Consider the following 25,435-nt stretch of genomic DNA (forward strand, 5'->3'; position numbering starts at 1 on the left):
GGAGGCTATTCTATGGTAACAGAAAGATTACAGCATTTAAGAGCCTTAATGGCGAAGAACGGCATTCAGGCTTATCTGCTTCCCACCTCTGATTTCCACGAATCAGAGTATGTAGGAGACTACTTTAAGTCAAGAAAATATTTATCAGGTTTTACCGGCTCAGCAGGAAGTGTGGTCGTTACACTGGAGACCGCAGGTCTTTGGACCGACGGAAGATATTTTATCCAGGCTGCAAGAGAACTGGCTGACTCCGGTATAACTCTTTATAAAATGGGTGAAGAAGGAGTTCCAACACTGGAAGAGTTCCTTGTTGATTCCTTAAAAGAAGGGGATGTCTTAGGTTTTGACGGCAGAGTCGTTAATGCCAGACTTGGTCTTCGTCTGAGTGAAAAATTATCCTCCAGGAAAATTTCAATATCCTATGAAAAAGATCTGGTAGATGAGATTTGGACTGACCGCCCCGCTCTGCCTACTACCCCTGCTTTTCTGCTAGAGGAAAAATACTCCGGCAAATCCACTGCTTTAAAGCTGGAAGCCGTAAGAAGTGAAATGCAGAAAAAGCAGGCTAAGTATCACATCATAACCTCACTGGATGATATCGCCTGGCTGTTCAATATCCGCGGCGGTGATATTGCTTATAATCCTGTGGTACTCTCCTATGCGGTTATTGACAGTGAGAAAGCATATCTGTTTCTGGATGAACGTAAACTTTCAGCAGAAATCAAAAAGGAACTTGAAAACGCCGGCGTAGAGATAAAGGATTATTTTGAAATTTATGAATTCGTTAAAACATTGCCTAAAACTGAAAAAATCTTATTGGATACAGCAAAAGTCAATTACGCAATTTATAAAAACCTCGGCACTGATGCTGATATTATTGATGCCACAAATCCTACGGTATTATTTAAAGCGGTTAAGAATCCCGTCGAGCTTGAAAATCTGCGTAAGGCTCATATTAAAGACGGTGTAGCCGTAACCAAGTTTATCTATTGGTTAAAACAGAATATTGGTAAGACTGAGATTACCGAAGTCAGCGCCAGTGATTTCCTGGAAGCCAAAAGACGTGAGCAGGAAGGCTGCATTGATTTAAGCTTTGATACCATCAGTGCTTACAACGCCAATGCTGCCATGATGCACTACAAAGCTACGGAAGAAAGTCATGCGGTATTAAAACCGGAAGGAATTCTCTTAGTAGACTCCGGCGGTCAGTATTATGAAGGAACTACCGATATAACCAGAACCATTGTCCTTGGAGAAATCAGCGATGAAATCAAAAAGCATTTTACAGCTGTTTTGAGAAGTATGCTTAACCTTTCTGATGCCAGATTTCTACATGGCTGTATCGGACTGAACCTGGATATTCTTGCGAGAGGACCAATCTGGGACATGGATCTGGATTATAAATGCGGTACCGGTCATGGTGTAGGATATCTCCTGAATGTTCATGAAGCTCCTAACGGTTTCCGTTGGAAGAAGGTACCTGAAAGAGATGACGGCTGTGTTCTGGAAGAAGGTATGGTTACCACAGATGAACCCGGTGTCTATATCGAAGGAAGCCATGGTATCCGTACGGAAAACGAATTGATCTGCCATAAAGGCGTTAAGAACGAATATGGCCAATTCATGTATTTCGAGCATCTGACCTTTGCTCCTATAGACCTGGAGGCTGTGGATACTTCTTATATGACCGGCAGGGAGATAGACAGTCTGAACCGCTATCACAAAGATGTATATGAAAAACTGTCTCCTTATCTGACGGACGAGGAGAATCTCTGGTTAAAAGAAGCAACCAGAGCAATCTAAAACACATAAACATAAATTAACCCAATCTGTGCTTAAGCTTACTAATGGCAGGCTCAAGCACAGGCTAGGTTAATTTTATCAACTAATTTAAATAATAAACCAGTATTCTTTATAAAACCACCACCGGAAATAACATCTCCTGAGAAAAAGTTTGAAAATGATAATTGAAGGTATACTTTTTAATAATTAATTGTGTAATTACAAGTAAAATAGATTCGCTTGGTATTAAATCATATAGACTTACCATCCAAACCAGAATACTACACCTCCCTCTTTATTGTATACACCATAGGTTAAACTCAGACTCTTTAATATCTTTCCAACAATGGACAATCCCAGTCCTGTCCCTTTTGATTTACTTCGGGATTTGTCTGATTTCACAAAAGGCTCCCAAATATCCTTTAACTCTTCCTCTGGAATATGACTTCCGCTGTTATAAAATTCCAGTGTATTATTTATAATCTTAATACTTATCTCCCCGCCTTCTTCTGTGTAAGTCAAAGCATTTGTAAAGAAATTATCAAGTACTTTCTCTATCAGCATAAAATCGGTTTTAATAACCGCATCACCCTCTGAATTTATTGCTATATTTCTTTCAGAACATTGCTGAGTGTAGCGGTTAATTAACAAACCACATACCTCTTTAATGTAATAAGACAATAAAAATAACATCACTCATTTTACCATAAAAATGAATATTTATAAGAATTATTCTGCTAAAAGATTTATACATTGACAAATACTCTGCCGTCTGCTATACTCAAATCAATTTCATAGCAAAACGCTAGGAATGAGAGAGTATGTAAAACAATGCCTAACAGAGAGCTTTTGGCTGGTGGAAAAAAGCAGGTTAGATTTGCAGAAAATGGCTCAGGAGCGGCGCGCCGAACCGTTATAACGCTTAGGCCGCGACAGGTTTGCCTGTTACAGCAAAGAAGTATAAATATCTCCCTCTGGTGGCAGATGTCGTACTTGATAAGTTCTTTTGCTGTGAGGCATAGATGAATTGAAGTGGTAACACGGGCTATGCTCGTCTTCTTATTGGAAGGCGGGTTTTTTTTATACTCAGAATTAATAATAAATAATTCCTAAAGCAGCTAATAAACTTTTCCCCTGGCAGGCTTAACGCCGATAACTACAACGGCCAGCATTTATATTAGCCGCATCAGAATAAATACTCAGGAGGTCACAAAATGGATTTTACTACCCGCTGCATACATGGAGCAGTTGACAAAACACAAGTTACAGGTGCCGTAACTATCCCCATCTATCAATCAGCTACCTTCGCTCATCCAGGCGTCGGACAAAGTACTGGTTATGATTATTCCAGGCTTCAGAATCCTACCAGAGAACACCTGGAGAAAATTATCGCCAATCTGGAAGACGGGATTGATGCCATTGCTTTTAGTACCGGAATGGCTGCTGAGACTGCATTGATGGAACTCTTCTCCATAGGTGACCACATTATTGCATCAGAGGATTTATATGGAGGTACCATACGTCTGTTTGAGCATATCAACAAGAAAAACGGACTTACCTTTGATTATCTGGACACTTCTGATCTTACAAAGCTGCGTTCTCTCATACGAAAGGAAACCAAGGCTATTTATATTGAAACTCCTACTAATCCCATGATGCAGGTAACGGATATTCAGGCTGTTTCTAAAATTGCCAAAGAACACAATCTGCTATTGATTGTAGACAATACCTTTCTGACTCCTTATTACCAGCGTCCATTGACACTGGGTGCAGATATTGTAATTCACAGCGGTACCAAATATTTAAGCGGACACAATGATACACTATCCGGCTTTTTGGTCACAAACCGGGCTGACTTATCTGAAAAGCTTCGTTTTATCTATAAGACTACCGGTGCCTGTCTCTCTCCTTTTGACAGCTGGCTGATAATAAGAGGAATTAAAACACTTGCGGTGAGAATGGACCGCCAGTCTCAAAACGCCCTTGAGATAGCGCAGTTCCTTGAAAGTCATACTAAAGTCAAAAAGGTATTTTATATCGGCCTTAAAGACCATCCGGGTTATGAAACCTCTATTAAGCAGACCAGCGGTTTTGGCTCCATGATTAGCTTTGAAGTGGATTCAGAAGCTACGGCAAAACAGGTTCTTGAGCGGGTATCTGTCATACTCTTTGCTGAGAGCCTTGGCGGTACTGAAACTCTGATAACCTATCCCATGGTTCAGACCCATGCAGATGTACCACTGGAGGAACGTATAGCAAGAGGCATTAACGGCTCTCTGCTTCGTATGTCCATAGGGCTTGAAAATGTTCAGGATCTGATTCAGGATTTAAGTGATGCTTTAGCTGAATAAGATAAAGGTATGAATGTATCGATTGTATTTGATTATTATTACTCTGCTCCCTATAGTGCTTCCTTGTAAAAGCATTATATTCAACTTATATTTTATCATTGTACAATAAGGAGAAAATAACCTATGCCGTATGACTTTGACCAATTAATTGACCGTAAGAATACGAATTCTTTAAAATATGATTTTGCAAAAGAGCGTGGAAAAAGGGACGATCTGCTGCCTATGTGGGTTGCAGATATGGATTTTTCCACTCCCCCGGAGGTAACCGAAGCCCTGATAGATGCTGCGAGACACGGAATCTTTGGATATTCTGATGTTAAGGAGGATTACTTTCAAGTTCTGAAAAGCTGGTTTGCCTCCCATTATAACTGGAACATTGAGAGGAAATGGCTTGTGAAAACTCCCGGTGTAGTATTTGCCCTAGCCATGGCAGTACGCTCCCTTACCAAAGAAGGAGATTCCATCCTGATACAGAGACCGGTTTATTATCCTTTCTCTGAGGCTATCTTAAGCAATAACCGAAAGCTCATTAATAATCCTCTCATTTATGAGAATGGCACTTATAGTATTGATTATGCAGATTTTGAACGTAAGATCATTGACAATCAGGTTAAACTGTTTATTTTATGCAATCCTCACAACCCAGTGGGCAGAGTACTAACAGAAGAAGAGCTTACCCTTATGGGAGATATCTGTGTAAAACATGGAGTTTTAGTGGTTTCCGATGAAATCCATGCGGATTTTATTCATCCCGGACACAGCCATGTTCCATTTGCCTCTATCAAAGAGGAATATGCTAATATTTCGGTTACCTGTACCGCGCCAAGCAAGACCTTTAACCTGGCAGGATTACAGGTTTCCAACGTATTTATACCCAATCCTGCTCTGAAGAAAAAGTTCAAAACAGAAATCAACAAGTCCGGCTACAGTCAGCTAAACACTATGGGGCTTATTGCCTGCAAAGCTGCTTACCAGTATGGTGAGGAATGGTTAGAAGAACTTAAAGCATATATTTATGATAACATCCTTACAGCCAGGGATTTTATTGAAAAGGAAATTCCTGCTCTGAAGGTGGTTGATACAGAAGGCACCTACCTGTTCTGGGTAGATTTTAATGAACTTGGTATGGAGGAAGCTGATCTGGAGGACTTTATAACCGAGAAAGCCGGACTGTGGCTGGATGGAGGTACTATGTTCGGTCCTGAGGGAAAGGGTTTTCAACGTTTTAATCTGGCCTGCCCGAAATCAACTCTTTTAAGAGCTTTAAACCAGCTAAGGGATGCTATTAATTCGTTATAGTATAGATTTATTAAGCTATGTTTTAAATCAATGTTGGAATTTGATATATTTTTGGAGGTATGCTATAAAACTTTATGGTTCAATGTAATGTGGCCCATGCTTATACAAAGATAACTGATTTTAAAGAAAGAGAACCAATATTTGTTTAGTTATATACATTATACTAAAACTAATGTTATGATTAACATTATGTCATAGGGGTTAGATAAAATGAAGTTAACAGCATTTATAAATTGGGGAGGGCTTTTTTCATGCGAGGATTGATTTTGTATGGTGCAAACTGCACTCTTGATGTGTGGGATACACTGAAATGTGAATTAGCAGTACATAACATTACATTTGTAGAATATCCACATAATATTACAGAAAAAGCAAACAACGTTTCAGATATTACTAATTGGATATATGCAACTTATGGAAATGAGAAGTTCGATTTTATTCTCGGACATAGTATGGGAGGAATTATTGGATTAGAATTGGTTGCAGATTTCGAGTTAAGATGTGACAAAGTAATTCTTATCGACTCCAATTTGAAACCTGCAAATAACTTTTATCGAAACTTGATGCTTCCTTCCAATATGGAACGATATGGTGAAAAAATCATTTCTATGATAAAGGGAGAGGCAAGATACTATAGTGATAGTTTAAAAAAGGCATTGCAAGAGAAGTTTGATTATACAGATTATATTAGGAAAATAAATTCTAAAGTTTATGGAATATATGGGGACAGAGGGCAAAAATACTATGCCAATAGAATCAGTGATTTGTGTCTTGATGATGATATTGTTTCAAAAATAGACTTTAGGTTTGTTGAAAATTCCTGTCATATGCCAATGGTTGAAAATCACGAGGCGTTAGCAGATATCATAGAGAGCATTTTAGTCGAATGATAAAATTGTTAATATTATCTTTATTTTGGCCAAATTATTCATAAAATGTGTATTAAGGGAAGCATATCGGAATGGCTTCTCTTAAAAATCGATATATTATCAACACTATTCTAAAACATAGCCATTTATTAAGATAGAAACCAAAACAGAAGCTTCCCAATACTCATGTCACCTCATGGCTGACGAGTATTGGGAAGCTTCTGCTTCATTATCAATTATAAGGATTTTATTATCGTTCTTTATAAATTAATCTGAATCTTATTAGTTTGCAAAACACCGACCTGCATTGTATTGAGTGCATAACATCGACCTGAATTGCGACATCCTGCATCATAGCAACCTGCTTCGCATCGAACTGCATTGCAACCTGTATAACATCAACCTGTATTGCAACCTACATAAAATCGACCTGCATTGTATCGACCTACATGGTGTTAACTTGTATATTATCAACCTGTATCAGCTATCAGCTTTTTATTATTTTATAACTCCGCCTTTCATCAAAGCGGCATTTATATCTTCTTTCATATCTATTACTGCCTGTCTGGATGCATCTGCAAAGTTCTCAGCACCGAACTTCTCATAACCCTTCTGCTTATAAGCAGCAATAATTCCTCTGGAGGAATTGACGATTGCCCCCAGTCCATCTGCATTAAAGTAGTGGACTAAATCTTCCGCTTTACCACCCTGTGCTCCATAACCCGGAACCAGAATATAGGTCTTTGGCATAAGCTTGCGGAGTATTTTCCCCATCTCCGGATAAGTAGCACCAACTACTGCACCAATATAACTGTAGCTGTTTCCCATATGCTTACTTCCCCACTGATCTACTTTTTCACCTACCAGCTCATATAGAGGTCTGCCGTCAATCTGCTTGTCCTGGAATTCTCCGCTGGAGGGATTTGAGGTCTTAACCAGAATAAACAAACCTTTATTCTCTTCCTTGCATACCTCGATAAAGGGATCAACTCCGTCTGAACCAAGATAAGGATTTACCGTAGCAAAGTCCTCATTGAAACCACTGTAGGTATTGCTTCCTACCTTTACCTTGCCAAGATGTCCAACTGCATAGGCTGCAGAGGTGGAACCGATATCTCCTCGTTTGATATCGCCGATAACTACCAGTCCTTTTTCCTTGCAGTAATCAATGGTTTTCTTATACGCTATCATACCTTCAATCCCAAACTGTTCATACATGGCAATCTGAGGTTTTACTGCAGGAATCAAATCATAAGTTGCATCCACTATTCCTTTGTTAAACTGCCAGATAGCTTCTGCTGCTCCTTCCAGAGTCTCGCCTTTTTCCTTGTAGGCTTTGCTCTTAACCTGTTCCGGGATATAATCCAGCATGGGGTCTAATCCTACAACAATAGGGGCTTGGGTTTTCTGAATCTTCTCTATTAGCTGGTTAATCATATCTGCCTCCGCAATGTATATTAATCTTGGTAAACTACCTTTCCGTCTACCAGTGTATATTTAATTCTGCCTTTTACTTTTCTGCCCTGAAAGGGGGTATTCTTACCCAATGAAACGAACTCCTCTTTCTCAATTGCATACCAGCTGCTTGTATCCGCTATAACAAGGTCAGCAGCCTTTCCGGTACCTAAGCTTCCTTTATCCATTCCAAGGACACTTGCCGGGTTAACTGTAAGTTTTTTTACAAGTTCTAAAGGCGTGAGGATACCGCTCTCTACCAATTCCGTAAAGGAGAGCGCAAATGCTGTTTCAAGGCCCACAATTCCAAAGGGTGAATCCAGGAAAGACTTTTCTTTCTCCTCTTTGCTATGTGGCGCATGGTCTGTCGCAATAACGTCCAGAATTCCCTGTTTAAGGGCATCCTTTAAAGCAGCAACATCTTCTCTGCTTCTTAAAGGAGGATTCATTTTATAATTACTGTCATTACCCGGAATATCTTCATCAGCAAGGGTAAAATGATGAGGACACACTTCCCCGGTAACCGGAAGTCCCTCTTCTTTCGCCCATTTCAAAAAAGCTACGCTGTCCCTGGTGGAACAATGACATAGGTGAAGTCTGGCTCCTGTTTCTTTCGCCAGCAGAATGTCCCTTATGGCAATAATGTCTTCCACTCCATTGGTGATACCGGGCAAATCAAGCTCCCTGGCTTTATTTCCGGCGTTGATAACACCTCTGCCCACCAGATCTTTATCTTCACAATGAGCAAATACTGGTATTCCAGCTTTTTTTGCTGCCAGCATTCCATCTTTGTATACGGTTATTTTCATAACAGATTTACCGTCTTCACTGATAGCTGCCGCACCGGCTTCTTTCATTCCTTTAATATCTGCCAGTTGGTCTCCTGCCTGACCAATCGTAACGGCACCAATAGGAAGTATATGAACTACCGCTTCCTCTTTGGCTTTGTGGTTAACCCACTCCACCATGTCCCTGCTGTCGATGGCAGGTTTTGTATTGGGCATGGGGCAGATAGTGGTAAATCCACCTCTCGCTGCTGACATTGCTCCTGTTTTTATGGTTTCCTTGTATTCAAATCCCGGTTCCCTTAAATGGACATGCAGATCAATAAAACCCGGCATTACAAACAAACCTTCCGCCATAATAACTTCATCCGCCTGAATATTGATATGTTCACTGATTTCTTTTATAATTCCGTCTTCCACCAGAATATCCCGTATACCATCCGTGTTGGTGGAAGGGTCCAGTACATGGCCTTTCTTAATTAGTAATGACACTCTGTTCTCCTTTACAGTTCTGCTTTGGCAACATCCTCTAATACAGCCTTGTTCTTTACATAGGTCTCAATATCTTCTTTGGAAACCCATTGATAATCATGAAGCTCCTCAGAAAGTACCACTTCTTCACTGGTGCTTAATAAATGGAAGCAGATGCCTATATTGCATACATCTCCCAGCATAAAGGACCAGGTGTAGAGAATGCGGTTGATATGGGCATTCACTCCGGTATTCTCATAAACGATTCGAAGGACACCTTTCTCCGGACTTTCTCCGAATTCCAGCTCGCCGTCCAGAAATTCCCACTGGTAGGGATCCATTATACGGTCATCATACCATTTCTCAGCCAGCAGATACTTATTTTCATATTGAACAATACCTTTTACAAGTATTCTATATTTATCCATATATTATCCTCCTGCATTTATGCTTCTTACAAGCCATCTTTTCATTATTATAACTTAACAAACTCTCAAATACAACCTGGTTTTCGACGGTTTTCATCCAGAAAAAGGATTGTATATTTAAGCATTTACTGCAAAACCTATCCTTATACCATTTATTAGGTTATCAAACAGAAAGGATGATTGTATGGATAATTTCGGAGTATTCAATATGCTGCCTCCTTCACTGGCAGTATTTCTTACCAACGATCTGGTTGCACGGGATACCTTTTTAGGACTTAATGAATTAGATCAGCAGAACTTTATGGATTATGCAAGAGAATTTCAATCAAAAGAAGAGATGGAACGTTATCTTTATCACCGCAACGAAGATGATTTTCGCTAAATAGTTAACAGATATTCAAAGGACGTGTACTCACAAGTAAAGAGGAAGGAAGACATTCTACGATAACACTCATGCATGCTGCAAACTCCCTTGAGGAACTGCACAAATATAAAGTGTGAAAGGTCTTTCATTGACGCTGCCTCTTATTTGGGAATACATGCCCTTTCTATTTGTAACATTTTCGTAATACATATTTAAATACTTGTTAATATTTCCTCTCTACCCAGAACTTACAGCTATCCTTTCCCCCTCCCCTATGCTATAATCATAAGTGTTCAGAAGGAAAGCGCTACCTTCTAAACAACGTTCATGAACAGGAGCTGATAAACACCCGTCCCTTAAGGACACCAATTATAAGGAGGATAAGTGAATGTGTTTCAATTATTACAACTTTGATTGTACTCAGTTACTGGAATTTATCAAAAAATATTTAAACTGCAGATAAAATAAAAACAAACTATTGCTGAAATACGTAAAGATAACTCATACTATAAGTCTTAACTCATAATACAAATAAGATACAAACAAGAAGGGCTGTTCCCAAATTCCTAAGAATTTTGAAACAACCCTTCTTTTAGATTTTTACCGGTATCAAAAAAGTCTGAATCCCACTGGAATAAGGAGCTATCTCATATAGCTGATAAAAGATCACTACCCCTTCCGGCACAACGTAGAAATTTTTTTCATTAAAATTTTCTTTTACCAAATCGTTTACATCATCAAAATAGTAGGCATCTTCTTCTTTTACCTTTTTAACAATCTGGCTGTTGATCTCCGTGATGATGTAATTTACATAGTCCTTTCTTCCGGGAAAGAAATCCGCCAGGTCCATTCTTCTGCCAGTCCGTAAATTCCAGGTATCAGCGCTTCTGGTAGTCATTCCATGGGCTCCGCCGGTATATTCATAGCGGTCAAAATACAGGCTTAGAATATACTTGTCATTATTAGTCACGGTATATACCGTTAATACTTCATATATCCTGACAGGAAAATCATTGGCTGTGGCATATTCATAGTCATCAATAGCCATCTGGAATAACTTCATCACATGATATTTCTTATATAACTCTGCTTCGGCTCTGTAATATACACTGAGTTTGTTGGTAAAATTCTTGAACCGTTCCGAGCTGAACTGCGGATATTTAATATCATAAGTAAGCAGTTTCTGCCCTTTGTAACTTAGTTCTCCCTTCAGCTGGAACGCCTTTACATAAACACTGTCTATAGCCAATTTCATTCACCATAAGATAGCTTTGTGATAATATATGCTGTTACTCCTCTAGGAGTTCAATATTTTCATAAGAGCTTCATGAGCAGTGTGGAAGGCCATTTCACTGTTGGTCATCCTGCGGGCAAAGGTACTTTCTTCTAACTGTTTTAGCATTGTAAATTCTGCCAGATGGGGTTCCAGACTTAAAAATCCCTTATACCCGCTAATATCCAGGTCTGTTAAGATTTCCCTGACCTTTCCATCTCCCATGCCAGCCGGTCTTACTCCCCCGGTTTCAAATACAGCATCCTTAATATGTATATAGGAAATATAAGGTTTTAAAAGCTCATAAGCTTTTAAGGTATCTTCTTTGCATTGCACAAAATTAGCAAAATCAAAAACTGCCTTAAAGTTATCATCATGTAAAGCCAGAAATAGCTCCTTACATCTTTCTGCTGTATCCCCATAGATACCTTTCTCATTTTCATGAAGCAATACCACTCTGTGACTCTTTCCGTAATTTTTTAACTCTCCCAGACGGTCTATCACTGCATTTTTATAATCTTCCGGTCTTTCCTCCTCCAGGAAGAAACTGAACATTCTTATATTAGAAGTCTCAAAGAGATGTGCAGTCTCCACTACACGTTTAAAACGTTCCAGATGTTCTTGAAAAGGGGCTTTGATGGAAATTTTTCCTATAGGTGAGCCAATAGCGGATACTTTAATTCCCTCACTGTCCAGATATTTTTTAATTTCCTTAATTTCCTCTATGGTGAAATCAGCCACATTCTTTCCTTCCACACTTCGCAGCTCCAGATACTCCATTCCCAGCTGCTTTAACAAGGCTACCTGTTCTTGTAAGCTGTCACTGATTTCATCTGCAAAACCTGTTATTCTACTTTCTCTTAACATAATTACTCCTTTCCTGTAACTAGTACATGGGCGGTTTCTGCATAGTTAATTGCAGGATATTTTTTCTGTAGTGCTGTTTCAAAAATGCAGGCATAATTGTGCTTAATGTCAAATTCTTGGAATAGTACTATCGAGAAAATAAACATGCTTACCTATGCAGAACTAATCAATGCTGTACCAATACTCCATTGCATAAATTTAACTTAATTCAGTACACGCTATTTACGCAAATCACAACTAATGCAGCGTCCTGCAAATACCCGATCAGGCTTGCAGGATAAATTTTCTGTGTAATATCACAGGATTACCTCTATACCGGTTCTGGCAGATTCATAGACTGCCAGCATAAGCTCAATGGTAGCTTTCGTTTCCTTAAGCCCTATTGGAGGCGTCTTTTCAGACAGGAGGCTCCTGTAATAATCCGTTATACAATCCATATGGCCTGCTCCCCAATAACTCTTACCGAAGAAGGTTGGTTTTATCTTCTTTTCTTCTGGTGAAGCAGATGTTTTATTGGTCAGCTCAGATTCCTGCATTTCGGAAACTTGTATTTCCTCCCCTGAGAAATCAGTGCATACTACTCTCATCTCTTCAATTCTTACATTCATATTTTCACAATGTAATTCTATTATTGGAGGCATATTGGTACAATAAGCCGTAGTAGCATAAAAACAACCTGTTATTCCATCTTCATATCGAATATAAGCTTCCATCATATCTTCAACTTCAATAATATTCTTCAAATGATGGTTAGCCATAACAGCCTCTGCCGAAACAGGCTTTCCAAGGAACAATGTCAGCAGATCCAGGGAATGTACCGCCTGATTTATGAGAGCACCTCCGCCCTCTGTCTTTAGGGTTCCTCTCCAATCGCTTTCAGTATAATATTCCCGTTCTCTGCACCAGCTGACAATTGCTCTGCCTCCTTTTACCCTGCCTGGAATTCCGAGAGAGAATAGTTTCATTGCGGCAAGGGTTCCAGGATTATACCGGTTCTGAAAACACAATCCCAGTCTACCTTCTGAGCTTTTTACTGCTTCTTTCAGAATAATGTAATCCTCATGATTCATAACCGGAGGTTTTTCCATAAATACATGTTTTCCCTGTCTCAAGGCTTCTGCTGCCATGGGGACATGAAGATAGTGAGGGGTGCAGATATGAACTATCTCCGGTTTTACTCTATCTAACAGTTCTTCCATAGATGAGCAAGCTTCTGCCCCATACTTATCTCCAAGGCTCACCGCCCGCTCAAGGCAGGTATCTGCTACACCGGCAAGTCTGATACCTGACTGACTGGCAATGCAGGCAGCATGCACCTCCGCAATATTTCCGCAGCCGATAATTGCTGCCTTTTTAATTTCAGCCATTATTATTACCATAGCTGCCACTGGTATCAAAGGTTATATCCTTAACCTTCTCCTTTTGGACAGTTGCCTTTCTCCTCTTATTTAATTCCTCCAGGAATAAATCCTCATCAATCGGCAACGTTACCGGCTTTTTCAGCCAGGAGGAGAGATGCATGGCATTGGACAACATCAATCCTCTGATACCTTCTCTTCCGTCTGCTACCAGGGGAGCGCCGGATAAAATTCTTTCAGCAAAAGCCTTTAACACCCCTTTGTGCTGAGGATTGTCTCCCGTTATCTCTTCCTCCCTGTAAGCTCCCTCCGGTTTCTTAAAGCCTTCTGCCGCAGTAAAGCAATATTCCCTCTCACTTACCTCGAGTTCATAGATGGTAAGCTTATCATTTTCACTTACCAGTTTTCCCTTTTCCAAGGTAATTTCCAGTCGATTGGTTCCCGGAGCATCACCAGTTGTTGTAATAAATACTCCCGTTGCTCCGTTTTCAAGGGTAAAGTAGGCTGTCACATCATCCTCCACCTCGATATTATGCCATTTGCCATTATGGCAGAAAGCCTGAACTTCCTTTGGCAAACCACAGATCCATTGGAGCAGATCTAAATTGTGTGGGCATTGGTTTAACAGTACGCCACCGCCTTCCCCATCCCAGGTTGCCCTCCATTCCCCGGAATCGTAATAAGCCTGTGTGCGATACCAATCCGTTATGATCCAGTTCACCCTTTTGATTTCACCAAGGCTCTTATTATCAACCAGTTCCTTCATCCGGCGGTATACCGGATTGGTCCTCTGATTGAACATCACGGCAAACACCAGGTTATATTTATCTGCCTCCTCATTCATCCTTCTAACCTGTTTTGTATAAACACCGGCAGGCTTTTCGCATAATGCATGGAGACCATGATGAAAAGCACTTATCACAAGGTCCGGATGCTGGTAGTGAGGCGTTGCCACCAATACTGCATCGCACAAACCGGAAGCAATTAGTTTCTCTCCTTCTTCGTAGATTTTAACAGCCTCTCCAAGTTCTGTGACAGCCCATTCCCTTCGGCTTTCCTTTCGGTCAGCTACTGCTGTAAGCACAAGCCCGGGAATTTCTCCCCCAGCAATGGACTTTGCATGTGCGCTTCCCATATTTCCGATTCCGATTATACCCATTCTAACCTTATCCATCTACCTACCTGTCAGGCGTTATCGTTTACAGTTTATTCCTTTTACATAATTTCGAATAAACTATAAAAGCCTGATTTCCCTTCTTCTATCATTTAAATACCTTGCACCTCTCAGTTCTGGCTTATACTACAGAATTTGCGGTGGAATGTATGTTATAAAACCCATTTTTCTTGTAACAAAGGCTGCCATTGATTCCATCTTGCAAATATAAAAACTACACTATACATAAGGCTTGGCCTTAACGATATCCAAGCCGGCTTACATTGTCATAGCTTTGCTTTAAACAGTCAAAAGGACTTGTTTGACAGCTATCCTGCTCTACTAAAATATATTTACAGTTGGTTTCTTCAAGCCCACGGAGGATACTCTCAAAATTCAGGTTCCCTTCCATAACCGGTGCAATAACAGAAACCCCGTCTGAAACCGCCATATCCTTTAAATGGACACAGGGTACCCTGTTTTTCAGTTTCCTTATCCATTGAACAGGATCCGCTCCTGCTGCCTGCACCCAGTATGTATCCAGAGTAATTCCCATCTCTTCCTCGGTAAAACTGCTTAATAACTGTTCCAGTATTGTTACTCCATTAATTTTCTCAAACTCAAAATTATGATTATGATACATAAAGAGCTTACCGGCTGCTGCTATTTTCCTGGCAGGTTCCTTAAAATCCTCGAGAAAGTAAGGAAGCCAGCAGGCATTACGGTATTTTCCCGGCATGGAGCCAAGTCCGATATAGGAACAGCCATATATATCATGCTCCTTTATGAGCTTCTCCGTGTCATACAGGATTCTGTTAACATCAATATGAGTCAGTACAATCTTAAGCCCATGGCTGTCACAGATTTCCCGGATCCTTTCCGGTCTGATTTCCTTTCCGACGGCTGATAATTGAACCGTACGATAACCGATATCCGCAATCTTTTTTGCTGTTCTGTTAAAATCCTCCTCTGTCTGAATAAAATCCCTTACCGTATATAACTGTGCTCCCAATTCCATCTTTCTTACCCCTCTCTCCTTTGCTATATGTCTAAATTCTAACGTATCAAACCATATTACTCCATTGCAGAAAGGGATATTTATATTGCAAATATAGCGGTCATTAGATATAATCAGCTTAATTATACTTTCAACGATTCACTTAATAGAAGTACCGGATGCTTTACTTCTTTACACTAGGGATGGATATAAAGGAGAACAATAACCTATGGCTTCACTGGCACAGATTACAACTGAACATGTAATATTCGGCTACAGCAATACCGTACAATCTAATACGGATTATGCCCTCCATTGCCATAATTTTTATGAAATTTATTACTATATGGAAGGGGATGTAGATTATCTGGTGGAAGGGATACCTTATAAACTCTCTCCCCACAGCCTTCTGCTTTTAGCACCAAATGTTTTTCACGGAGTCAGGGTAAATTCAGGAAAACCCTACATCCGCATCGCTCTGCATTTCTTTCCCGAGGCACTCTCCCTTGAAAGACGGGCTATGCTCCTGTCAATTTTTCCCAGTGCATCCAAGGCAGATGCAAAAGAGGTATTTTATACTGATAATGTAAAGGAGAAGATTTTCCCTCAAATGGAGGCACTAATTGACTGTGCAAGTCTTTCTGAATCCCTTAAAAATTCTCTGCTGCCAGTATATCTGGAGGCATTGCTGTCAAGAATTCTGTCTCTAAGTAAACAAAATGAAATACATAGAAAAAGTGATGGCTCAGAAACCCTTCAAAATGTTATTAACTATCTCAACAGACATTATACAGACCGTATAACTCTGGACCTGATTGCAGACAAATTCTGTATCAGCAAACATCATCTTAACAAGGTATTTCGAAAAGCTACAGGTACTACGCTTTGCGATTATCTTACCTATAAACGTATCATTTATGCAAAGCAGCTGCTTATGGGCGGGCATAGTGCGGAGGAAGCAGCAGGAAAATCCGGTTATACAGACTACTCTGCCTTTTACCGGGCATACCTGAAAATAACCGGTAACAGTCCTGTAAAAGACCGGGGAGCCCTGCCTTCTCTGATTCGTTAGAGAGAAATTTACACCAACTCATACCTGGCTGAACCTTCCTCCTTACGGAAGAAGAAATATCCTGGAGCTGGTTCTTGCTGTCGATTGGAGTATCAATCTATGATTATCTGAATACCTTAATAAATGAAGCTCTCTTCTTATGAAGGAATCAGTATTGCCATGGGAAAGAAGAAAACCGTAAGTTTATGTATGATTGTGAAAGATGAGGAATGGATACTGGAGCAGTGCCTTGGCAGTGTGTCAGGAATTGTAGATGAGATTATAATCGGTGATACCGGATCTGTGGATAATTCCAAAGAAATTGCTGCCAGATACGGTGCAACTGTTTTCGATATAAAATGGGAAGACGATTTCGCTGCCGCCAGAAATCAGACACTTGAGAGAGCCACCTGTGACTGGATTCTTTTATTGGATGCAGATGAACTCTTTCGCAAGGAAGATACAGAAAGATTCTATGCTCTTTTAGACAGCGAAGAATATGATGGGTATCATTTTACCTTGTATAATTATTATTCCACAGAGAACACAAAGGACTATTCTGTCCATTACGCCTTCCGCATGGTCAGGAATACCGGAGATTACTACTTTGAAGGACGAATACACGAGCAAATCAATAATAGAAACGGAAACTTTGACTCCTCCCGCTTTACTCTGGCTGAGATTACCTTGCTCCATTACGGATATACCGATACGGTTATTCAGCAAAAGGAGAAACATAACCGGAATATGCCCTTAATAAAAAAGCAATTGGAGGATAATCCAGAAGATCCCTACTATCTCTTCAATCTGGGAAATGAATATATGGCTCAGGGTGATTGTAATAGTGCCCTGCCCTGTTACCTGAAGGCACACGAGAAGAAAGCCCACTCACAGGCTTATTTTCCACATGTTTATTACCGGATAATTCTGTGCTATATAACACTGGGTGACAGTGCCAATGCTCTATTCTTTGCAGAGGAAGGGCTTATGGCATATCCCTCCTGTACAGATATTGAGTATTTAAGAGGCAGTATCTATAAATCAAATCATCGAAATTTACTTGCTGTAAGATCTTTAGAGCGCTGCCTTGCCATGGGAGAAGCCCCAAATACTCTCAAATTCTCTTCCGGTTGCGGAACCTACAGGGCACTTATAGCTTTAGGTGAAATCTATTTCGAAGAAGAAATTTATCAGGACGCGCTGGATTACTATACAGAAGCCTTGTCATACCCGGAAGCTCCTGATATATTACTCCCCCTGGCCAGGTGTCTGTATCCGCAGTGCAAAGACCGCCAGGAGTTCTTTGACAAGCTGCTCGCTTACATACCAGCTAGCAGTCTCGAAGGAAAATATCTTAGAGCCGCAGATATTCTCATTGAATTAAGACTGTATGACTTGTCCCATTATGCGTTGTCTTTGGGGAATTTTACAGAAAACAATAGCAGGGAGCTTCTTTTGGCATCCGGAAAGCTTTCGTTTTATCTGCATCTATATGATAATGCAATCGATACTTTTTCTGCTCTTTTTACAATGACAGCTTTCACCCCGACACCTGCAGCAGATACAGAGGAAATAGCTGCCTATTACCTTTTATCCCTTATACTCACAACCAGGGAGGTTACAGACAGAATCCATACCTTACTGGATAACATGCCAGAACAAATTAAAAGCACTTCACTCTTTGTTTTAGAGCAATTAAATCCTTCCGAATTTCATATTGAAACTTCAAATTCTTATCATTATAGCTTTCTCTATAAACTCCTGGAAATGCTTATTAAAGCTGGTGAAAATGCCTATGCCGATAAGTTGGTTGCAGCACTTAATAAGCTTAATGTCCTTGATACCTATACGAAACTGGGTGAAATTTATTCCAAACAGGATTACAGGGAGGAAGCTGTTAATGCTATTCTTTTGTCAGTCAGGCAGTATAATTTCATTGATAAGAACAGTGCAAGTCTGTTGATTCGTTATCTTTAACCTAACCGGCTTCTATCCTGTAGACCCTTTGCTTTTTCCAAATATACAGGCTAAATTATTGTTTCTGGATTTACAGACGAAAGTTTTTAGATTCTGATTTCCTGAGGTATTGTTAAAATAATATCTAACTCCTTATATACTCATAATAGATCATGTCGTGATCTATACCTGCGTCAGACTGGGAACTAATCATACCATTAAATATATCCTTCCAGGTTACTGTATCATCATTTACAAGAACGTAATAGATGTACCTGGAATATAGGGCAGAGGTACTTTCTGGTACCCCTTCATATTTCATCAGGAATTTATATTCTTTTGATAGCTTCTGCCCATCTTCCACTCCTTCAATCGTGTATTTATTATCGTCATAACTTAGATCTTTAATAAAAAGCATAGGGTAATGGTCCTTAACCGTCTTATAATATTCCTCTGAATATTGCGATGGTTCTCCCAGTGTATAGTAATAAGCCAGGCTTACTGAGGCGTTTTCTCCCTTATCCGTTTTTTTTACAAAATCCTCCCATAACGATTGTCCGGAAGTAATATCCCCGTCTTCAAAAACAATAAATTCTCCTTTTTTCACACTATCAAGGCTATAGGTATCTGAAATCAGGTTATCAGACTCCTCTAATGTATCTTTAGAACAAGCTGCTAACATAAATGAAAGAATTAGTAATAAAGCTGTAAGAGATTTTCTCATTAATCCCGCCTCCATTTCATCTCTTAAATATTTAGTTCTAAACCGGTAATCCAAAAACAGATTGCACCCTTCCTCTTATGTCCAGTTAAATACTTTTAGGTTTCAATACTATTCCCTTGTTAAAGGCTGGATGGCTGTTATCTCTTTCAGAGGTGATTACCTGCATATCCCCGGTAACAGGCCATTCCACTCCTATTGCAGGATCATTCCAGGGGATACCGCTTTCGTCCTCGGGATGATAATAATCCGATAACTTGTAAGCGAACTCAGCGGTTTCTGATAGCACCAGGAAGCCATGAGCGAATCCCTCCGGTATATAGAACATGTTTTTCTTCTCTGCCGACAAGGTAACGCCAAACCATTTACCATAGGTTTGAGAACCTTCACGGATATCAACCACCACGTCAAAAACTTCTCCATGTACTACCCTTACCAGTTTCCCCTGCTGATAGGTTTTTTGAAAATGCAGTCCCCTAAGCACACCTTTTACGGACACTGACTGGTTATCCTGAACAAATTCCATGGTAAGACCTGCTTCTGAGAAATCTTTATAGTTATAGGTTTCCATAGAATAACCTCTTTCATCAAGAAAAACTTTGGGTTCTACAACATAAAGACCTTCTATGTTTGAACATTTTTCGAATTTGAATTGTCCCATGTATATGCCTCCTGAATAAATACATTTTATCTAGTCGTAATGATACAAGTATATCATAAAATAAAGTAAATAAAAAATTAATATTGTATAAAATATCCAGATACAACTTACCTCTACATAGCAAAAGAAGAATTGTATAGGTATTAGATAATTCCATTAATTGAATATCAGTAAAATTAAACCGTTATTACACCATTTTTGTATCATTGAGTATACTTCATTAAGACCGTTGGTTCTGTTAAATATCTGGATACAACATCTTAGTCAGGTAAATAATGTCTGCATAATTATTTCTGCACACTCCTCGGAGGTTTGTATATGTGTTTCCACCCTGCAGCTATACTCAATATTTTCAGCCATAATTTCATATTGCTCCTGGGACTGTAATTTATGCCGGTTACCACGTTCAAGATTCCGTTTTCTGCAAATTTCCAGCGGACAGTAAACTTCGACCACCTCTAAAGGATTATCCTTTAATATATTTTTCATTTGTTCGTAATGAGGCTGCAGTTCCGGCTGTTCCACCAGAATTCCGTCAATAATAACATTTTTCCCAAGGTCGGAAAATAATTTCGCTGTATGATACATTAGAACAATTACCTCCCCAAGATATTTCCAATAATTATCACGCAGATATTTTTCTCCAATCATCTCTTGAAATAAATCGTTCGCTACAACATAGAAAAAAGTATCTTCTCTTTCTTGCAATGCTTCGACTATTGAGGTTTTACCTGAACTTGTGACACCATTTAAAAATATTATTCTTCCTTTTCTCATCATGTTCCTCCATTAATTTTCTTAATTTATACCTTTCTATGGCAGGCTCTAACACTGCTTAACCTAAGATAATCCCAAGGATATACTAATTATAAGTGCTTTTCTTACATACTCCCATCACTATTTTGCTCTGCGGCTTTAGCAGATATATCAATTATAAGTGCTTTTCTTACCCATGTCATTCTCATGAACAGTTAGATATAACAAAAAGAAGTCTCTGCGCTAAAAACTAATCTTTAACACAGCGGACTTCTTCTTTCTTTTATACTATTTTCTTTTATACTATTTTCTTTTATACTATTTTCATTTGATAAATAATTCTATAAATACTCTTTTCAGAAAGATAAAATCTTATTGCTAGCTCTGAAATTTTTACGCCTTGCAGATATTGAAAAAATATTTCAGTATTTCTATCTTTCAATTCCTGCCTATAGCCACTTTTCATTCCCCAATTCAGCTTATTATCTTGCTTTGCCGGGATATAGATATTTCTTCCACTTATATACTTTTGGATTTCTGCCAGCAAATCTGCCGGTAATATTGCTTCTGCTTTTATATAACTCATCTTTTCTCCTTTCAATTTGAAAATAAAAAAGAGAAAACTAAGCAGTCAGAATATTACTATGTATTTGGCTATCGTACTTAAAGGCAGACCCTTCTTAAATATTTTACCATGTCATATATCTCCTTCCATATATGAGTATTGTAATATTTATTAATAACTACGTCAACACACTTAAATATGAAATGATTAGTAGGGCTTAGTTATAAAACGATTAGTAAATGAATTTGAAATCTGTTTGTACCGGGCTTGGTTTCCGGTATTTCATCCGCTTTCTTCCTATATAAGTTTAAGCATATATAAGTCTAAACTTATATATGTTTAAACTTAAGAACTGCCTGACTTAAATTATATACGGATTTCGCACTTTCATCCAGCGCTGCTCTTAATACTTCCGTTTCCTTTAATAATATTTCACTGTTCTCTGCTACAGATTGCGTGTTCTTAGAACTTTCACCAATAATTTCTGTAACACCTTCAATGGTACTGACAATATAAGAAACGGTTTGCTGAAGCTCTACAGCAGTCTGTCTGAAATCGTTCATGATTCCATGTATTGTTCTGGCATCCGTATCATATAACTCTCCTGTTTCTACCATTTTACTGTAATCTACCATTACCTGGCTATCGACAAATTCCAGCATACGGTTCGAATCATCTGCCAGATGTTTTACAGATTCAATTACAGAAGCACTTATTACCTGTATCTGATTAGCTGTTTCCTGAGATCTGTGTGCCAGATGGCCGATCTCATCTGCTACTACTGCAAAGCCTTTCCCCTGTTCCCCTGCTCTTGCTGCTTCTATTGATGCATTTAAAGCAAGAAGATTCGTTTGAGAGGTGATATCTAAGATTGTATTTGTCAGTAGATTGATCTGTTCTACTTCTTTGGATTTTTCAATGGTTACTTTAAAATTCTCTGAGATTTCCTGTAAAATGTTTCTGGTTGAGTTCTGCGCCTGTAAAGAGGATTCCTTTAATGAGGTTGCACGGGCACTGATTTCTCCTGCTAATGTTACACCTTTATCCGTCTTATCAGACATATTCACCAACAGGTTTCCAATATCTGCTGCGGAGTTATTCACTGACTCAATATTAGCAGAAGTTTCTTCCATACCCGCTGACATCTCTTCCATGGAAGCAGAATTGTCTGCTACACTGTCTATCACATGGTTCAGTCCCAATTCAAAGCTTTTAAAGTTTGTGTTTATGGAGGCAGATACTTTATTAATATCAGCAATGATATGCTGTAAGGTAACAATAAAGCCATTCATTCCCTGGGCTAATTGGCCAATCTCATCCTCATTCTTAAAATAAACACGTTTTGTTAAGTCACCTTCTCCAGCTTCAATAGCTTTTGTGATCCCTAGCAGAGATTGTTCTGTTCTTTTTAAAGGATTTACCAATATATTGCGGATAAGAAACCATGAAAGGATTAGCATTACAATATAAATAGCTGCTATGGCTAAAGTAAAGGCATCCGAGAAACCTTTGGAGGCTTCCAGGACTTTTATCTGAGCATTAACGGTATCTTTTAAATCAGAGCTTAAATATCTCAGATCATCGAACATAACGGAAGTAATCGGTGACATATTGCTGTTAAATATCTGATTGGCACCCTCGTTATCATTCTGATTAGAAAGTTCTAACGCCTGTTCCATATAACGGTTATATTCTGTGAACTGATTATTCAGTTCTGTAATTTTATCAATATACTCTGTATTTTTAAAGCGAGCTGAGATATCTTCCAGGGATGTCTTGATTACATCACAGCTTGAAACGATATATCCTGCAAATAATTCTTTGGTTTCCTTATCTTCAGCTGCAAATTGCTTCATTGCGATACTGTCTACAGCCAGCATATACTGGTAGGTATTGTCAAAAGCTAATATATCTTCCATTGTACCTGTAATAATCTTGTTAGATTTCTGATAGGTACTGTTTTGATTGTACCAGTTTACTGCCAAGGACAAAACCGAAATAGTGAAGATAAGTCCAATTATGAGCAACACTTTAAAACCAACTTTTGCATTTTTATGCTTTTTCATTTGTTATTTCCCCCGTTTTAACTAGTATGTATATTTTTCCCTTTACCTTATTATAACATTTCAGGAAATTCATGTAAACCAAATTTCGACATAAAAACACAACAAAGTTATTACCAATGCTATTAAAAAAATGGGCAGAAGTACTTAAGATGTACTCCTCCCCAGTATTTTTATAATAGAGCTTTCTTGATTGATTTAAATTATTTCGTTTTTAACTGTCCTATATAAAACAATAGAACTTATAACATCTGCACAATATATAAATTGAAGAACCCCATGAATTACAGCTTGTTTCAAGCTTATTTTATTTTCTCTTAATCCGTTTATAATACTACTTATTCCTATCAATCCACTTAGTATAATAGTCATTCCGTCAAGAATCATTAAAATAAAAGTTACTCCTATAGTAAATATTGTAATCATGCATAATAAACCAAATATAAATATGAGTAGATATGCTGGTATATGTAATAATTTTATAATCATATTAATTCGGAGTAATTCTGTTACATTTTTCTTTTTAAACCCCGGAACCAATATAGCTGGTACAGAAAGCAATGATAAAATAAATAATACGATAATTATAAATACAAGTAAAAAAGGATTGTTATAAAAAACTGTATCCATTAAAAAACCTGTAAATATACATATTATAGCAAATACGATGAAATAAGGGAAAAGAATAATCCCTAAAAATGGAATGTATTTTCTCACAATAGTTTCTCCTTTAAATTAATTTAACTTGAATTTCAATGTATCGTAATTTGAAACTTTAGCTAATTATATCAAGCAAAAGTATATAATTCCTACAATAGGAAGTCAATCAATATTAATTTTGCACTATCTGTTCTATCTACACCTATGCACAGTTGATTTTGTAAAAACAGAAGTATGTCATAGGCCTGATATTTCGCTGAAACAAAGAATAAAGAATTAGTAGAAACCTTAGAATCCATAGTAAATCTTAAAACCTTATCAGGATAGGGAGAAATGCACTGTCTATCATTTGTCTGCATCTATTTTATTGAAAAATTTATCATGATAATATTGATGCTATTATATGTAAGTGATATGATAAAGAAGTTTAGTAGAATTTTCAGCAAATTCCAATTTAAAGAGCTGATTAGCTTGGTACTGGTTTCCATATATGAACTTATATTAATGGAGGATTGTAGATAATATGATTACTACTCAGCAAATAATTGAATACCTATCAGAAAATGTTACTGATCCTGTACCTAAATTTATTATGCAAAAAGAAATCTATAAAGAACCGGTTGATAGCCCCGGCTACCAAAATGCATTTAATCAAATTCATCACTCCAAATGGTATCGTGAGCTTGCGGAAGAACAATGGCAAGACGGCTCGTGGGGCAGATTCCATTCACAGGATACAAAAGCGGCAAATAAGCAAAAATTTGTTACTACTGAGTCTGCTCTCAGAAGAGCACTTCAGTTAGGTCTTTCCAAGGACGAACCGATTATTGCAAAGTGCATCAAAAAGATGGAACAATATGTGCGCGGAGAAGAATCCTGGACAGATAGGATAGAGATGCACAAGGACGGAGGAAAAAGTCATCTTTATTGTCGTCCTTTTCTCACAGCGGCTAACATTAGTTTATTTGACCCCGAAAACCTCGTAGTAAAGCCTATCCGCGAAATTTTTGTCAAAACACTTAAAATATCGCTATCTAAGGGATATTTCGATGAAGAGGCATGGATTGAGGAGAACAGGAATTACAGGGGACCAGGCTTAGACGGGTGGAATATATATCCCTTAATGATATTACAAAGTGCTGAGTGCATGTCAGAAGAATTACAAAGACAGTATTTAGATTATATTTGGCATAGAAAAGGCGGTCTTTATTATCTGCCGAGCTTTCCTGCTGCTGAAAAGAAATACGCTGAAGATAAAAATTTTCATTTATGGCTTTATCTACTTGAATGTTTATGTGGCTTTTCATTGTTTTCAGAATTTATGCAAGATGATGTTCTTCCACATTTATTAAGCGAAATCGACCGTATTATTTGTGAAGATGTCCTTCTGACTCCTGCGGGTAATGTTCGTTACAGCGAAAGTTGGCGTGATAAAAGCAATTTAAAGACGGACGTGATCTTACGGATTGCGAGAATTATTGTCAGATGTTAACTATGGCGGGTGTGTCTACAGGCTTTAGATACATAAAAAATTGGAAAACCCCATAAAT

The 25,435-nt window shown here is 38.5% G+C and carries 23 protein-coding genes and 1 other annotated feature; of the genes, 8 read left to right on the top strand and 15 right to left on the bottom strand.

All coding sequences use genetic code 11. The annotated features are described in order from the left end of the window. Positions 1-12 precede the first annotated feature (12 nt). Entirely contained in the window at positions 13-1,803 is a 1,791-nt protein-coding gene (locus BR73_RS0120945) for an aminopeptidase P family protein (RefSeq protein ID WP_033167856.1), read from the top strand. A gap of 240 nt (positions 1,804-2,043) precedes the next feature. Here the strand turns inward: BR73_RS0120945 and BR73_RS0120950 are convergent, their stop codons facing one another. After that, positions 2,044-2,433: an ATP-binding protein gene (locus BR73_RS0120950; protein WP_033167857.1), complete on the bottom strand. Its 390-nt coding sequence runs from the start codon at positions 2,431-2,433 to the stop codon at positions 2,044-2,046. 147 nt (positions 2,434-2,580) lie between these two features. Continuing rightward, positions 2,581-2,844 (top strand) — a binding site (T-box leader). 152 nt (positions 2,845-2,996) lie between these two features. Between BR73_RS0120950 and BR73_RS0120955 the strand changes: the two genes are divergently transcribed. The 3 genes from BR73_RS0120955 to BR73_RS0120965 all read left to right on the top strand — a co-directional run bounded on the left by BR73_RS0120955 (position 2,997) and on the right by BR73_RS0120965 (position 6,322). After that, a complete protein-coding gene (locus BR73_RS0120955; RefSeq protein ID WP_033167858.1) occupies positions 2,997-4,133 on the top strand; it encodes a PLP-dependent aspartate aminotransferase family protein in 1,137 nt (378 codons plus the stop codon). Between the two features lie 123 nt (positions 4,134-4,256). Continuing rightward, positions 4,257-5,432, top strand: coding sequence for a MalY/PatB family protein (locus BR73_RS0120960; protein ID WP_033167859.1), 1,176 nt, complete (start codon positions 4,257-4,259; stop codon positions 5,430-5,432). Positions 5,433-5,683: 251 nt separating this feature from the next. Beyond that, positions 5,684-6,322, top strand: a complete 639-nt coding sequence (locus tag BR73_RS0120965; RefSeq protein ID WP_033167860.1) for an alpha/beta hydrolase — start codon at positions 5,684-5,686, stop codon at positions 6,320-6,322. A 477-nt stretch (positions 6,323-6,799) separates the two neighbouring features. Here BR73_RS0120965 and pyrF read toward each other — a convergent pair whose 3' ends face one another. Genes pyrF through BR73_RS0120980 form a run of 3 tightly spaced genes read right to left on the bottom strand, consistent with a single transcriptional unit; the run spans position 6,800 to position 9,440 of the window. Then, positions 6,800-7,738 carry an orotidine-5'-phosphate decarboxylase gene (gene pyrF, locus BR73_RS0120970; RefSeq protein ID WP_033167861.1) on the bottom strand — a complete coding sequence of 313 codons (939 nt, stop codon included), beginning with the start codon at positions 7,736-7,738 and terminating at the stop codon, positions 6,800-6,802. Between the two features lie 20 nt (positions 7,739-7,758). After that, positions 7,759-9,033: a dihydroorotase gene (locus BR73_RS0120975; protein WP_033167862.1), complete on the bottom strand. Its 1,275-nt coding sequence runs from the start codon at positions 9,031-9,033 to the stop codon at positions 7,759-7,761. 11 nt (positions 9,034-9,044) lie between these two features. Beyond that, the gene (locus BR73_RS0120980; RefSeq protein ID WP_033167863.1) at positions 9,045-9,440 is read right to left on the bottom strand and encodes an NUDIX domain-containing protein; all 396 of its coding nucleotides are present in this window, start codon (positions 9,438-9,440) and stop codon (positions 9,045-9,047) included. A 184-nt stretch (positions 9,441-9,624) separates the two neighbouring features. On the opposite strand from BR73_RS0120980, the gene BR73_RS0120985 reads away from it, so the two are divergent. Continuing rightward, positions 9,625-9,822, top strand: coding sequence for a hypothetical protein (locus tag BR73_RS0120985; protein WP_033167864.1), 198 nt, complete (start codon positions 9,625-9,627; stop codon positions 9,820-9,822). Between the two features lie 574 nt (positions 9,823-10,396). Here BR73_RS0120985 and BR73_RS0120990 read toward each other — a convergent pair. The 5 genes from BR73_RS0120990 to BR73_RS0121010 form a co-directional block, all read right to left on the bottom strand. Further along, complete coding sequence (locus tag BR73_RS0120990) at positions 10,397-11,053, bottom strand: DUF3298 and DUF4163 domain-containing protein (protein ID WP_197032711.1); 657 nt, start codon at positions 11,051-11,053, stop codon at positions 10,397-10,399. 48 nt (positions 11,054-11,101) lie between these two features. Continuing rightward, positions 11,102-11,944 (bottom strand): sugar phosphate isomerase/epimerase family protein, encoded by an 843-nt coding sequence (locus tag BR73_RS0120995; protein ID WP_033167865.1) that lies wholly within the window; start codon positions 11,942-11,944, stop codon positions 11,102-11,104. A gap of 296 nt (positions 11,945-12,240) precedes the next feature. Next, complete coding sequence (locus BR73_RS0121000; RefSeq protein ID WP_033168802.1) at positions 12,241-13,311, bottom strand: Gfo/Idh/MocA family oxidoreductase; 1,071 nt, start codon at positions 13,309-13,311, stop codon at positions 12,241-12,243. Next, positions 13,304-14,476, bottom strand: coding sequence for a Gfo/Idh/MocA family oxidoreductase (locus BR73_RS0121005; RefSeq protein ID WP_033167866.1), 1,173 nt, complete (start codon positions 14,474-14,476; stop codon positions 13,304-13,306). The genes BR73_RS0121000 and BR73_RS0121005 overlap by 8 nt, the downstream gene beginning before the upstream one ends. Positions 14,477-14,714: 238 nt before the next feature. After that, positions 14,715-15,473, bottom strand: a complete 759-nt coding sequence (locus BR73_RS0121010) for a sugar phosphate isomerase/epimerase (RefSeq protein WP_033167867.1) — start codon at positions 15,471-15,473, stop codon at positions 14,715-14,717. A 208-nt stretch (positions 15,474-15,681) separates the two neighbouring features. Between BR73_RS0121010 and BR73_RS0121015 the strand changes: the two genes are divergently transcribed. Beyond that, positions 15,682-16,524: an AraC family transcriptional regulator gene (locus BR73_RS0121015; RefSeq protein ID WP_051685458.1), complete on the top strand. Its 843-nt coding sequence runs from the start codon at positions 15,682-15,684 to the stop codon at positions 16,522-16,524. A gap of 159 nt (positions 16,525-16,683) precedes the next feature. Further along, positions 16,684-18,480: a glycosyltransferase family 2 protein gene (locus BR73_RS27755; protein WP_197032712.1), complete on the top strand. Its 1,797-nt coding sequence runs from the start codon at positions 16,684-16,686 to the stop codon at positions 18,478-18,480. Positions 18,481-18,604: 124 nt separating this feature from the next. On the opposite strand, the gene BR73_RS0121025 is transcribed toward BR73_RS27755, so the two are convergent. From BR73_RS0121025 to BR73_RS0121050, 6 genes are all read right to left on the bottom strand, one after another. Then, positions 18,605-19,183 (bottom strand): hypothetical protein, encoded by a 579-nt coding sequence (locus BR73_RS0121025; RefSeq protein WP_033167868.1) that lies wholly within the window; start codon positions 19,181-19,183, stop codon positions 18,605-18,607. A gap of 85 nt (positions 19,184-19,268) precedes the next feature. Further along, complete coding sequence (gene rfbC, locus BR73_RS0121030; RefSeq protein ID WP_033167869.1) at positions 19,269-19,841, bottom strand: dTDP-4-dehydrorhamnose 3,5-epimerase; 573 nt, start codon at positions 19,839-19,841, stop codon at positions 19,269-19,271. Positions 19,842-20,105: 264 nt separating this feature from the next. Next, on the bottom strand, positions 20,106-20,618 hold the full coding sequence (locus BR73_RS0121035) for an AAA family ATPase (protein ID WP_033167870.1): 513 nt from the start codon (positions 20,616-20,618) through the stop codon (positions 20,106-20,108). Positions 20,619-20,910: 292 nt separating this feature from the next. Beyond that, positions 20,911-21,183: a CD3324 family protein gene (locus tag BR73_RS0121040; protein WP_033167871.1), complete on the bottom strand. Its 273-nt coding sequence runs from the start codon at positions 21,181-21,183 to the stop codon at positions 20,911-20,913. 308 nt (positions 21,184-21,491) lie between these two features. After that, complete coding sequence (locus BR73_RS0121045) at positions 21,492-23,228, bottom strand: methyl-accepting chemotaxis protein (RefSeq protein WP_051685460.1); 1,737 nt, start codon at positions 23,226-23,228, stop codon at positions 21,492-21,494. A gap of 195 nt (positions 23,229-23,423) precedes the next feature. Continuing rightward, on the bottom strand, positions 23,424-23,942 hold the full coding sequence (locus BR73_RS0121050; RefSeq protein WP_033167872.1) for a hypothetical protein: 519 nt from the start codon (positions 23,940-23,942) through the stop codon (positions 23,424-23,426). Positions 23,943-24,408: 466 nt separating this feature from the next. On the opposite strand from BR73_RS0121050, the gene BR73_RS0121055 reads away from it, so the two are divergent. Then, positions 24,409-25,377: a hypothetical protein gene (locus tag BR73_RS0121055; protein WP_033167873.1), complete on the top strand. Its 969-nt coding sequence runs from the start codon at positions 24,409-24,411 to the stop codon at positions 25,375-25,377. Positions 25,378-25,435: the final 58 nt, after the last annotated feature.

This window comes from Clostridium sp. KNHs205, from assembly GCF_000702945.1.
Lineage (GTDB): Bacteria > Bacillota > Clostridia > Lachnospirales > Lachnospiraceae > Anaerocolumna.